Consider the following 12057-nt stretch of genomic DNA (forward strand, 5'->3'; position numbering starts at 1 on the left):
TAGCCGAAAGCCCGCGCGTAGAAAAGTGTCATAACAGCGGTTTTAGGGTAGGCCAGACATTTTCCAGCAACTTGTCCTGAGCCCCGGCTGCCGGGTGTATGCCATCGGCCTGCATCAGGTCGGGATGACCGCCCACGCCGTCGAGGAAAAATGGCACCAGCGGGATTTTTTTCTCTTCGGCGACATTGCTATAGACCTCGGCGAAAGCCTTGGTGTAGCGCGCGCCATAGTTGGGGGGTAATTGCATGCCAAGCAGCAGCACCCTGGCACCACTGGCACGGGAGCTATCGATCATCGACGCAAGATTTTGTTGCAATTGTGTAGGCAGCAACCCGCGCAGCCCGTCATTGCCACCCAACTCGAGGATCACCAGCTCCGGCTTGTGCTCTGCAAGCAGCGCCGGCAGCCGCGCCTGGCCTCCGGCACTGGTGTCGCCACTGATGGACGCATTGACCACCGTGTCGTCAAAACCTTCGTGCTTGAGCCGTTGTTCGAGCAGCGACACCCACCCTTGCCGGGTATCCAGTCCGAAACCGGCGCTGATACTATCGCCAACGATCAGGACTGTTCCCGCCGCTGCGTTCTGGGCCATGCACATCAAGGCCAGGCCAGCACTCAAAAACCACACACGCATCGGATTCTCCATGGGCGCAAGCATTCTCACCGCGAAGAACCTTAGCAAAGTGGTTCCCAGCGCGGAAGGTGAACTGACCATCCTGCACGAACTCAACCTGGAACTGAACAAGGGCGACAGCCTGGCCATTGTCGGCGCGTCCGGCTCCGGAAAATCCACTCTACTGGGCCTGCTCGCCGGTCTCGACCTGCCGAGCAGCGGCGAAGTCACCCTGGCCGGGCAAGGCCTGAGCAATCTCGACGAAGACCAGCGGGCGCGCATCCGCGCCGAGCACGTGGGCTTTGTCTTTCAGTCATTTCAGCTACTCGACAGCCTCAATGCCCTGGAGAACGTCATGCTGCCCCTGGAGCTCGATGGCCGAAAGGATGCCCGCGGGCGCGCCACCGAATTGCTGCAACGGGTCGGCCTGGGGCAGCGCCTGAGCCACTCGCCGCGTCAGCTCTCTGGCGGTGAGCAACAACGCGTGGCGATTGCCCGGGCGTTTGCTGCCGAACCCGATGTGCTGTTCGCAGACGAGCCCACCGGCAACCTGGACAGCCACACTGGTGAGCGCATCAGCGATTTATTGTTCGAACTCAACAAGGAGCGCGGCACGACCCTGGTGCTGGTGACTCACGACGAACGCCTGGCACATCGTTGCCGGCGCCTGATCCGCCTTGAAGCCGGCCTGCTGGTCGCCCCTCTGGAGCCTTGATGGCACGCTTGCCACTGTTGCGCCTGTTCAGCCTCGCCATCCGCCAATTGCTGCGTGACGCCCGCGCCGGTGAATTGCGCGTGTTGTTCTTCGCCCTGCTGGTGGCCGTGGCGGCGAGCACCGCCATCGGCTACTTCGGTGCCCGTCTGAACGGCGCGATGATGCTGCGTGCCACCGAGTTCCTTGGCGCCGACCTGCTGCTCGAAGGCAGCTCACCGGCACGCCCCGAACAGATAAAAAGCGGCACCGAGCTGGGTCTGGAACACGCACAAGTGGTGGAGTTCTCCAGCGTCATCGCTACTGACAACGGCATCCAGTTGTCCAGCATCAAGGCGGCCGATGACGCCTACCCACTACGCGGCGAACTGAAAAGCGCCCCGGCTCCTTTTGCACCACAAGAGTCCGGCGGCGGACCGAAACCCGGCGAAGCCTGGGTCGAAGCCCGACTGCTGACAGCGCTTGACCTGAAAATCGGCGACAGCATCGACGTCGGCATGAAGAGCCTGAAGCTTACGCGAGTGCTGACCTACGAACCCGACCGCGCCGGCAACTTCTACAGCCTGACACCTCGGGTACTGATCAACCTCGATGATCTCGCCGCCACCGGCGTGGTGCAGCCCGGCAGCCGGGTCAGTTACCGCGAGCTCTGGCGCGGCAAGGCCGACGCACTGGAGGCTTATCGGCAGTTGATCAAGCCGGGCCTGGCTGCCAACCAGCGCCTCCAGGATGCCCGGGATGGCAACCGGCAGATTGGGGGTGCACTGGGCAAGGCTGAGCGCTACTTGAACATGGCCAGTCTGGTGGCGGTTTTGTTGGCCGGAGTGGCCGTGGCACTGTCGGCAACCCGCTTCGCCACGCGCCGGTTCGATGCCAGCGCGCTGTTGCGTTGCCTGGGATTGTCCCGTCGGGAAACCATGGTGCTGTTCAGCCTGCAACTGACCGCCCTCGGGCTGCTCGCCAGCGCTAGCGGCGCCTTCATCGGCTGGCTGGCGCAGCTTGGACTGTTTGCCTTGCTGCATGATTTGTTGCCCAGCGACGTGCCTCCGGGCGGCCTGTTACCCGCCATCGCCGGAATCGGTACAGGACTGGTGGCACTGGCCGGGTTTGCCTTGCCACCTCTGGCGGCGCTGGGTCGGGTTCCGCCGTTGCGGGTGTTGCGTCGCGACCTGCTACCCATTCCCTCCAGCACCTGGGTGGTCTACGGAGCCGCGCTAGGCGCCCTTGGGCTGATTATGTGGCGTCTGAGCCTGGACCTGGTGCTGACCTTCGCCCTGCTTGGCGGTGGCGTAATTGCAGCCCTGGTATTGGGCGGCTTGTTACTATTGCTCCTGAAAAGCCTGCGGCGAATGCTTGCCCGCGCCCCGCTGCCTTGGCGCCTGGGATTGGGTCAATTACTGCGTCACCCACTGGCCGCCGCCGGGCAATCCCTGGCATTCGGCCTCATCCTGCTGTCGATGGCATTGATCGCCTTGTTGCGCGGCGAGTTGCTGGATACCTGGCAGAACCAGCTACCGAAAAACGCACCGAATTATTTCGCCCTGAACATCCTGCCAGCGGACAAGCAGGCGTTCACCGATCGCCTGATCTCACTCTCGGCACAATCGGCGCCCCTGTATCCCGTGGTGCCGGGACGCTTGATCAGCATCAATGGCGAGCCGGTGCAGCAAATCGTCAGCAAGGATTCTGCGGGTGACCGGGCGGTCCAGCGGGATCTGAGCCTGACGTGGGCAGCCGACCTGCCAGCGGGTAACAAAATCACCGCTGGCGACTGGTGGCCCGAGCAACCGCCCGATGAAATCCCCGGCGTGTCGGTGGAAGGAAAGGTCGCGGAAAGTCTGAAGCTCAAACTCGGTGACCACATGGTCTTTACCGTTGGCGGAGCCAATCGCGAGGCGAAAGTCACCAGCTTGCGGGACATCAACTGGGACAATTTCCAACCGAACTTTTTCATGATCTTCCAGCCCGGCACCCTGAAGGATCTGCCGGCGACGTACCTGACCAGCTTTTATTTGGCGGCCGGTCATGACCAGCAGATTGTCGATCTGTCCCGCAGTTTTCCGGCGGTGACCATCCTTCAAGTCGAAGCCTTGCTGGCGCAGCTGCGCAGCATCCTCGCCCAGGTCACCCTGGCGGTGGAGTACGTGCTGCTGTTTGTGTTGGCGGCGGGAATGGCTGTGTTGTTTTCCGGCTTGCAGGCGACACTGGATGAACGTATCCGCCAGGGTGCACTGTTGCGAGCACTGGGGTCGGAACGGCAATTGCTGGTCAAAGCGCGGCGTATTGAGTTCGGCTTGCTCGGTGCGGTCAGCGGTTTACTGGCTGCGCTGGGCACGGAAGTCGTGAGCCTTGTGCTATACCGCTACGCGCTTGATCTCCCCTGGCAGCCCCATCCATGGCTGTTGGTCCTGCCCTTGATCGGAGCGGTGTTGATTGGCGGTGCCGGGGTGTTCGGCACCCGTCGCGCCCTGAACGCCAGCCCACTGACAGTCCTGCGTGAGGGTTGATAAACTCAGCCCCTCACAGATCAAAGAAATCGCCATGAGCCGTTACCGCCCTCCCCGCACCGCTGGCACCGCGCTGATCACCCCCGAAGGTGAAGCGCGGATGCGCGCCGAATTTCATGAACTCTGGCACGTACGGCGACCGCAGGTGACACAATCAGTCAGCGAAGCGGCGGCCCAGGGCGATCGTTCAGAAAACGCCGAATACACCTACGGCAAGAAGATGCTGCGCGAAATCGATAGCCGCGTGCGCTTTCTCACCAAACGCCTGGAAGCACTCAAGGTCGTCAGCGAGAAGCCCAGCGATCCGAACAAAGTTTACTTCGGCGCCTGGGTCACCATCGAAGACGAGGATGGCAAAGAATCACGCTATCGCATCGTCGGGCCGGATGAACTGGATTTGAAACAAGGCCTGATCAGCATCGATTCGCCTCTGGCCCGTGCCTTGATCGGCAAGGCACTGGACGCCGAAGTACGGGTCCAGACACCGACCGGTGAACAGTGCGTGTACATCGTGGCGATCGAGTATGTGTGAGCCGCAGCACCGTTAGCCGCGGCTCTCTGCGTTTCAGCGACGGGTAATCAGCCCTTGTCGGGCAACGCGGGTCAATTGTTTGATCACTTCAGGTGCGTCTTCGGCGCTGGGCGATTGAATCACTGCCAGATCAAAACTGTCGCTGGCAAATCGAGCCAGGGACTCACCGTCTTCGACAAACTGGATCAGGAAAGCTGCGGGCCCGCCGGTGCGACGCGGCCAGCCATCGAGGTAACGCAAGAGCGTCGGCTGATGCTTACCGCCAAGCAGGATTTTTGGGTTGCGCTGGGTGAGGTGTGCCGTGATCGGCGCGGGACGTACAACGGGGCTTAGTGCATTCATCGTGTCGTGTCTCTGCCTCAAAAGTCTGCATGGCAGGTGAGAGGCAACACCGAACCAGCGCTTTAGCGGTATTTCGAAGCCTGTTTCAAGCTTCTATCGGCAACTGAATGAGTCACCTGGCGCCCCGCAAGTAGCTGTTTAAATCGGCGCATGAGCAGCATCCTAGAGAAGCTGACCGGAGAGTGTCAAGAATGGTGCTCAACAAAAAAGCCCCTCACAATCAGACTGTGTAAAACACAATCCAGCCGGGACTTTGAAAAAAACGAAAAAAATGCCCGAATCTTGCAATTCGGGCATTTTTCATGGATCGCTCAGGATCAGTGACCCTTGTGACCTTTGGCCATGTTGTTGCCAATGCCACCACCCAATGCACCACCCAGGCCCGCACCGATGGTGGAGCCGGTCTTGCCGCCCAGGCTGTTACCGATCACCGAACCACCTGCAGCACCTACGCCACCGCCGATCGCAGCGCTGGTACGGTGGCCCTTTTTGGCGGCAACCGCGCTGCCTGCCGCGCCTGCTACGCCAGCACCAATGGCGGCACCGGTGCTACCGCCCATGCTCTGGCCCACAACGTTACCCAGCGCGCCGCCCAAACCGCCGCCGACTGCGGCAGTACCGTCGCTAGCCATTGCGCCTTGAGCGACCAGAAGACCCAGAACCACAGCAGGCAGTGTGAAACGCATGACAAAAACCTCAAAAAATAGGGATGAAAATCAAAAGGGTCGGGATTGAATGCTTTAAAGCAGACAAAGTCCAGACATGCGCGTGCGCAACCTCGTTATCGGCGACGGTTGGACAGCATTTATAGAAAAGGTTTTATGGCAGGCAAAAAAAAGCCCGCTGGGGAACGGGCAGGATGTTGCTTTCTAACGGATGGTTTGAGCCTACGTAGGCACCCGTGAAAACTTCGTGAAAAAAACACAGGTTAAATAATCGTTCAGAAAATCTTCAGACACAGCATCCCGGGCACAAAAAAACGCTCGATGACGGGGTTCGCTGGCGGGTTCATTACTTCCTGACCGGTGCCGCTACCTTGGGGAGAAATTTCCCCTTCTGTGCTCGACACGCTCGGGTCTTGATCTTGTCGACTTCGGTCTGGTCTTCGCCAAAGCTGGCCACATACGCCGTCTGTCCACACCGTACGTAGTTGTTGATCGGAAACTCTGCACCATCGTCTTCGATATACGGATCAGTCATCTCTTCACCCCTCTTCAAAAGCGGGATCGACACCGGCAAGCCTGTCTGCCCGAAAAAATATCGATCACCAAGGCTTTTGAGACTAGCCAGTCATTACTGGACCTGCGGTTCAGAATACCGAACGCCCGACGAATGGCCCCTAACCAATCACCTCAGCTTGACTGCGGTTCCGGTCACAAACACCACCACCATTCCTCCCTTTCCGGACGGCATGCTGATCTCATAATCGAGCCCCACCACGGCATCGGCCTGAAGTGCCCTCGCCCGCTCCTTGATCTCGTCAGTGGCCTGGATACGCGCCTCCTTCAATGCTCGCTCCAGCGTTTGAGAACGCCCACCGAAAAAGTCCCGCATCCCGGCGAACACATCGCGGATGACGTTGATGCCCTGTACTGACTCGGCGCTGACAATGTCCAGGTAAGCGGTGATGTGTCGGCCTTCAATCGTGTGGGTCGTGGTCGTGATCATCGGATTTCCTTGTTGTTCAGGGCCAGTGCATCAAACGCCGGCAATGTAACGCGATCATTGGCCTCGTTGTGCATTCCAAACAAACTGCAAAAAATTAAGCGCCATAAACAACAAAACCCCTGGCTTCTTTCGAAACCAGGGGTTTTGTTTACATCGAATTTGGCGGTGAAGGAGAGATTCGAAACTACCCGTGAGCGACTTTCTGAACCTACCCCCCCGGTTTACAAGGGCTGCAGCCTGGCGGTGTGCGTAGGATCTGTCCCAGTGTTGTCCCAGAGTTTAGACGCACCAGGTTGCTGAACACGGCCGTGACAGGTGTTTTCCCCGTTTTATGTTGAGCCATGGGAAAAAGGTAATTTTGGTAATGAGTTGCCGAAATCCGTAAAAAACCTAATAAAATCAGATAATTGATATAGTTTTATAGAGGTAATAATAAGGTAAGTAAATGGTTATGAAATTACTTTCAGTACAAGTAATCCCCATCCGCTATCAAACCCAGTAAAATATGGGCTTGAACAAAATATTACCCTTCCCCTTACCTTAAATTACCCTCTGAGGTAATTGGTGAACGCCACGATCTATAAGGGCTCCAGCCCGTTTTGATCCCTCGCTTACTAAAATTACCCTTTTCCCACCCCACCTCTGAAAAAAATGGCCATGCGCCATCCGATTTGGCGTTTTTCACGCCCTCCAAATCGGTACTGACAGCCAGGAAATTCGTGGTGATGCTGTGCAATGCCACAGAACACCAGAAAGCCGCACGGGCTGCACCTCACAGCCGCTTTGCTATTGTGCTGGGCAGTGACTGATTCGCACCTGGTGCGAACGGTTCCGAAATCGAAAACTCCGTCTGCAGCTGATTTTCGCAACCGTGGCCCTTGTAAACCGGGCGTCTCACTCCCCCGACCAATTCGCCAGCGCCCCATAGCACTATGCAAGGCTGATGCACTACTTTGCAAAACCTTGCACTCCGTGCAACTGCGAAACATCCCTCAGCCCCCGCAGCGGGCCTGGGCGGAGCCATCGTTTGCCCCCCACTCGCCTTTGCACAAAAAAGGAACGCAAAGCCTGTCGGCGGGAGGGGGAAAAGTGCGTTCCTTCCCTCGGTTTTTTCGGAGCGCGAGTTTTCCCGGCGCGAAGTCCAGGCTGGAGTATCCTGCTCGGCGAGCGGTGCTGTCTTTAACCGCCACTGCCTAGAGAGAGAAGATGCCCTCGCCAATTGATGAGCTTTACCGGATGATTTACGGATCGGTTCCAACCAAAGCCGGGACCGCCTTCGAACGTCTTGCAGCAATAGCTACCTACGTAACTGAAGAAGATGGGCATGTCACACACGATGCCGCTTTGAAGGGTACGCACTCTGGCAGCCGCTATCAGGTAGATGTCCTTCACCAACGGGCCGAAGCAAAAACGATGGGGGAAGCGAAGGATTATTCAGATCGTGGGGGGAAGGTCGGCCGCCCTGATTTACAGAAGCTTGCAGGCGCACTTGTAGATCTTTCGGATGTAACGCAGGGTGTTTTTTGGTCCGCTACGGACTACACGAAACCCGCTCGACAGTACGCCCAGGCAGCTAAGGCAATGGTCGGCAAGGAAATTCTCCTTAGGGGCCTCAGAGAGAGCACGCGTTTTGATGAGCAAGGATTCGTCAAGACTATTTGCATCAACGGCACTTACTACATTGCAAAGTTAGACGAGGCAATCTGGACAACTCATTGGTCGTCACAAGGACGAGCCAGTTTGCTCGCGCTCATTCCCGATGGTGAGAAAACGATTGAATTGACCTGGGCTATTGACGACATCTTCGATTCTAACGGGGACAAGATCACCTCGATGTTCGAGCTTACGTCGGGTGGCTACGGTGAACGTGGGGCAGATGGGGTGAGCCGGGGGTGTTATTGGCTGCCCGGCCATTATGTTAAGGTCAATGGGGTCCTTGCCGCCATCTGCGGACTCGAATACCAGGTGCCGTATGAAATACACAAGACATCATTCGAGATCACCGACAACAGTGTTTATCGGCTTGTGGTGCTCGACGAGACAGGGACGCCAGTGAGAATTCTCACTGACGAAAAATTACGGGAATTCGATTTTAATACTGAGGGTCGATTGATCGTCCCTACTGACCGTTAGAACTGAATAACGATAGCTGCGGGCCTGTTGCTTCGGGTCGGTTGCAGTGCCTTGCCAAGACCTAGAGCCAGAGCCAGAGCCAGAGCCAGAGCCAGAGCCAGAGCCAGAGCCAGAGCCAGAGCCAGAGCCAGAGCCAGAGCCAGAGATGGTGCAGGCCCGAAGATCTGGAGTTACAAGGTAATAGGTTTTAACTGAGCGACCAGAGCGGTGGCTTGTACCGCGTTATCGGTGAAGGCCCCCGCATCGCTCGGACTCGGCGCCGGTCCAGGTACATGCGTATGGCCGGCCAGCTGCGTGTTCATCGCCGTCACCAGATCGAGCAGGTCACACAGGATCTGCAGCACGTTCACCCCTTCCGATCCCATCCAGGTCTTTTCCGCCACACTGCGTCGTAGGCCGGCGATGCGCTCGTCCATATCCCCCCCCACCGAAGCATTGAGCTTTTGCCCCACAACCAGATTGAGGTCGCGCCCGGTGGCCTGGTGCAGGTCGTCCACGGCCGCCAGGCTGGCGGAGCCGCCTGAAAGCAGCTTGAGCGAGCCCAAGGCCTCGATCTTTTTGATGCCCCCCACGGACTCGATGCTGTGGTCATCCACGGTTACGCTGTGGCGCTGGTAATGCTCCGTGTTTTCCAGCGCCTCCACGCGGCGCTCGCTGGCCTGATCATGGATCTGACCATCGGTCTGGCGTAGCCAGTTGCCATCGGCGTCGACGCGCTGCTGTACCGCCTCGCTGTGCTGCCAGACCTGATCGCCTTTGGGCAGGTTGGGCAGGCTCAAGCCCTGGGGCAGGATGGCCAGGACAAAGGGTTTGTGCGGCAGGCCGTAGGCAAACGACACCACGACCATGGTGCCTTCATCGGGCAGGCCGTAGATCCCCATGGACTCACCACCCATTGGCAAGGGTAGCGGCACGCCCTGAAGCAGTGGCAATGCCGTATCGGGCTCGCCGTCCGGCCCCAAAACCTCAAGGTCAGCGGCGAAGCGTGGGCGGAAGTCGTCACACAGCCCCGCGTTGGTGGGTGGGTCTGGAATGGCCACCACCCGCGCAAAGCGCGGCAGGTGGTAGCCGCCGGTCAGTTCGGGGTATTGGCGATCAACCACGCGGCGGATTACGTCTTCCATTTGATGCTCATCTGGCTTTCGGTGAGGGTCACGGCGGTGATGCGCTCGCCCTGGTTAATCGGCGCACCAGGACGAATCCCAGGCAGTGCGGCAATGACGGCACTCTGGTTGCTGTTGTAGCTGTCAAAGAGTTCGCGGGGCAGTTGCAGCGGCTGGCGCTGGCCCCAAAAACTGTCGGCCCAACTGCCCACGTAGATTTCGCCGTCGCCCTGCTGCTGCCACATAAAATCCGGGATCGAAAACACTTTGCCCAGGCTGTCGATGGCTTGCACGCCGTTGGCCAGGTTGAAGAAAAACGCGGTTTTGGTGTGGGCGTAGGCTTGGTCGGGCACCCGAAAACGTAGGCCATTGCGCTCACTGATCGCGGCCAGGACGGCGTGCAGGTCCGCATGACGCAGGTTCAGCGGCAGGGGGATTTCCAGGGCGGCGGACAGCTCCCGACAAAGCAGCACTTGTTGCTGGCTGTTGGCGGCGGTGCAGCGTTCCACATAACCCAAAAAATGCCGCTGGAGTGGGCTGTCGTTGTAGCCGATGTCGAAGGTCACCAACCCGTGTACGGGTTCGCTGGCGGTGATGGTGAAACTGGCCCGCCCGGGAGCATGAAGGTCCAGGCGCGTCTCATCTTTGCAGAGCGGGTAGGACACGCCGTCGACGGTCAACACTTTGTGCAGGTTCATGGAGTGACCGGCTTTAGCCAGTCGTCGACGGACTGCAGGACTTTCTCAAATCCGTCCAGTTCGGCCGGCGTACTCCCACTCTCTGTGCCGGCGACGGGTTGCCCTGGTGCACTCTGCTTCACGACTGGATTACTCGGGTTACGCTGCTCCACACGTTCCGGTATCGACAGTTTTTCAATCAGATTGAATTGCACGCGCCAGGCTCGCAGGCTGTCGTCTTCATTAGCATTCACGCTGTCGCGGAACTGTACCTCGCGCACACCGAAGGCCGAGGCCGTGCGATTGACGATCCGATAGACCGTGAGCTGACCACCGCCGGCGGTGGAACAGGCCAAGCGCATCAAGTTGCGCAAGTCGGACTCATCACGGTAGGGAATCATCAACGTGACGCTGAGGGTCTTGGGTTTAAAGCCCTTGTGCGCCTGTGCGGTATTGCTGGTTTGCCCGGACAAGTCCTCGCTTTCAATGGTCAGGGTGGCCGTGACCTTGAGGCCCTTGCCCTGAACTTTCTCCCCGTTGAGTAGCAGCGTCATAGCCCAATCAGCTCCTGCACAAAGCTCAGGCTCTCTTCACTGCCGAGCAACAACAGGCCGGCGCAAAGCACCCACTCATAACCAGGCGTGGGGGCTTCGAGCAGTTGCCGGCGTAATTCAGCGGCATCGCCGGGGCCGATCATGCGCGCCTGCATCGTGGCATCGGGCAAGCCGTTGGCCAGCGCGTTTTGCAGGTCACTCAGCTGCTGATCACAGGCGGCCTGTTGCTCAGCCTTGCGGGTCGCCAAGGCGCTCAAGTCCGCCATCGGGGACGTGTCGGCGGCATAGCTTTCAAAGATGGCCAGCTGACTGTTCAGCGTCTGCTGAGATACGCGGGTCACCGTGCAACGCTCCAGTGGCAAGGCTCCCCAGCGCGGCAGTGTCTCGGCCGTGGGCAGCGTCCACTTCTCCGCCTCCAGGCGTGCGATGTTCGCAGCGCGGCGTTCGGCGCGCTCCAGATCGGGGGTGGGTAGCAAGGCATTGAAGCGGCCGAGGGTGGCGGCGAACTGGTCGAAGCGCGTCGAGAGGAACAGCACGCACAAACCATACTGTTCCCCCGCTGGGCGGCCGGTATCGACGTCGATGAGTTTGTTAGCCAGCGCCTCGAGCAGGTTGGGTGCCGAGAGAAACTTTTGATAACCCCGGCCCTGACCCATGCCGCTTTGGAACGGTGTCACCACGAGACTTGCCGGCGCGGTGGCCAGTTGCTCGGTCATGGCCGTCCGCCCTACCTCGATCGCTTCTTGCGCGGCGGAACCCACGGGGCCGGGGTTGGTGGTGGCCGTCATCCCGGCCAGGCGCTCTTCCGTTTTGGCGTTTTCAGAGCTGGCCAGGCCTTTGGCCTCATCCAGTCCTTCGACCCATTGCGTGGCCTCACTGGGCCACTGCATGGTGACCGGCGCCCAGCTCATTGCGGTGTGCCGTCTGGCGCCGTAGGGCGGTCACGCGCGTAGATCTCCGGGCCGTAACTAGTCGAGTCGTCAGGTGTGGCCGTGAAGGGGATGGCGCCCAACTCTTCAGTGACCAGTATCAAATTAATAGCTGTGTGGGCTGCATTCCCCCATTGCGGGGCCAATACATTGGTGTAATTCATCATGCAACCCTCAAATAAATACTGACCGAATCGGCCGTTTGCCCGTCTGCATTTTTCAATCCACCCATGAGTTGCCATGTTCCGGCTGGGCTGCCATGTGCGGATATTGCTTCCGCGTCGGTA

General features: G+C 59.0%; 13 protein-coding genes. 4 read left to right on the top strand and 9 right to left on the bottom strand.

Annotated elements, in window-relative coordinates; all coding sequences use genetic code 11:
• Positions 1 to 28: 28 nt before the first annotated feature.
• Positions 29 to 634 (bottom strand): arylesterase, encoded by a 606-nt coding sequence (locus ABTV22_RS21020; protein WP_433736401.1) that lies wholly within the window; start codon positions 632 to 634, stop codon positions 29 to 31.
• A 10-nt stretch (positions 635 to 644) separates the two neighbouring features.
• On the opposite strand from ABTV22_RS21020, the gene ABTV22_RS21025 reads away from it, so the two are divergent.
• From ABTV22_RS21025 to greB, 3 genes are read left to right on the top strand one after another with little or no spacing between them, the layout of a single operon-like run.
• Positions 645 to 1328, top strand: a complete 684-nt coding sequence (locus ABTV22_RS21025; protein WP_433736402.1) for an ABC transporter ATP-binding protein — start codon at positions 645 to 647, stop codon at positions 1326 to 1328.
• Positions 1328 to 3832, top strand: a complete 2505-nt coding sequence (locus ABTV22_RS21030) for an ABC transporter permease (protein ID WP_433736403.1) — start codon at positions 1328 to 1330, stop codon at positions 3830 to 3832. The genes ABTV22_RS21025 and ABTV22_RS21030 overlap by 1 nt, the downstream gene beginning before the upstream one ends.
• Before the next feature lie 34 nt (positions 3833 to 3866).
• Positions 3867 to 4364, top strand: a complete 498-nt coding sequence (greB, locus tag ABTV22_RS21035) for a transcription elongation factor GreB (RefSeq protein ID WP_433736404.1) — start codon at positions 3867 to 3869, stop codon at positions 4362 to 4364.
• A 33-nt stretch (positions 4365 to 4397) separates the two neighbouring features.
• On the opposite strand, the gene ABTV22_RS21040 is transcribed toward greB, so the two are convergent.
• The 4 genes from ABTV22_RS21040 to ABTV22_RS21055 all read right to left on the bottom strand — a co-directional run bounded on the left by ABTV22_RS21040 (position 4398) and on the right by ABTV22_RS21055 (position 6374).
• Entirely contained in the window at positions 4398 to 4706 is a 309-nt protein-coding gene (locus ABTV22_RS21040; RefSeq protein WP_433736405.1) for a class I SAM-dependent methyltransferase, read from the bottom strand.
• Between the two features lie 317 nt (positions 4707 to 5023).
• The gene (locus tag ABTV22_RS21045; protein ID WP_433736406.1) at positions 5024 to 5392 is read right to left on the bottom strand and encodes a glycine zipper 2TM domain-containing protein; all 369 of its coding nucleotides are present in this window, start codon (positions 5390 to 5392) and stop codon (positions 5024 to 5026) included.
• 325 nt (positions 5393 to 5717) lie between these two features.
• Complete coding sequence (locus ABTV22_RS21050; RefSeq protein WP_433736407.1) at positions 5718 to 5906, bottom strand: hypothetical protein; 189 nt, start codon at positions 5904 to 5906, stop codon at positions 5718 to 5720.
• A 147-nt stretch (positions 5907 to 6053) separates the two neighbouring features.
• The gene (locus ABTV22_RS21055) at positions 6054 to 6374 is read right to left on the bottom strand and encodes a YbjQ family protein (protein WP_433736408.1); all 321 of its coding nucleotides are present in this window, start codon (positions 6372 to 6374) and stop codon (positions 6054 to 6056) included.
• Between the two features lie 1206 nt (positions 6375 to 7580).
• On the opposite strand from ABTV22_RS21055, the gene ABTV22_RS21060 reads away from it, so the two are divergent.
• Positions 7581 to 8507 (top strand): restriction endonuclease, encoded by a 927-nt coding sequence (locus ABTV22_RS21060; protein ID WP_433736409.1) that lies wholly within the window; start codon positions 7581 to 7583, stop codon positions 8505 to 8507.
• Positions 8508 to 8677: 170 nt separating this feature from the next.
• Here ABTV22_RS21060 and ABTV22_RS21065 read toward each other — a convergent pair whose 3' ends face one another.
• Genes ABTV22_RS21065 through ABTV22_RS21080 form a run of 4 tightly spaced genes read right to left on the bottom strand, consistent with a single transcriptional unit; the run spans position 8678 to position 11752 of the window.
• Entirely contained in the window at positions 8678 to 9631 is a 954-nt protein-coding gene (locus ABTV22_RS21065) for a hypothetical protein (RefSeq protein ID WP_433736410.1), read from the bottom strand.
• Positions 9619 to 10308: a hypothetical protein gene (locus tag ABTV22_RS21070; RefSeq protein WP_433736411.1), complete on the bottom strand. Its 690-nt coding sequence runs from the start codon at positions 10306 to 10308 to the stop codon at positions 9619 to 9621. Before ABTV22_RS21070 ends, ABTV22_RS21065 begins: the two co-directional genes overlap by 13 nt.
• Positions 10305 to 10841, bottom strand: coding sequence for a DNA-binding protein (locus ABTV22_RS21075; protein ID WP_433736412.1), 537 nt, complete (start codon positions 10839 to 10841; stop codon positions 10305 to 10307). Before ABTV22_RS21075 ends, ABTV22_RS21070 begins: the two co-directional genes overlap by 4 nt.
• Entirely contained in the window at positions 10838 to 11752 is a 915-nt protein-coding gene (locus ABTV22_RS21080) for a hypothetical protein (RefSeq protein WP_433736413.1), read from the bottom strand. The genes ABTV22_RS21075 and ABTV22_RS21080 overlap by 4 nt, the downstream gene beginning before the upstream one ends.
• Between the last annotated feature and the right edge of the window lie 305 nt (positions 11753 to 12057).

Source organism: Pseudomonas putida (assembly GCF_050990305.1).
Classification (GTDB): domain Bacteria; phylum Pseudomonadota; class Gammaproteobacteria; order Pseudomonadales; family Pseudomonadaceae; genus Aquipseudomonas; species Aquipseudomonas putida_AH.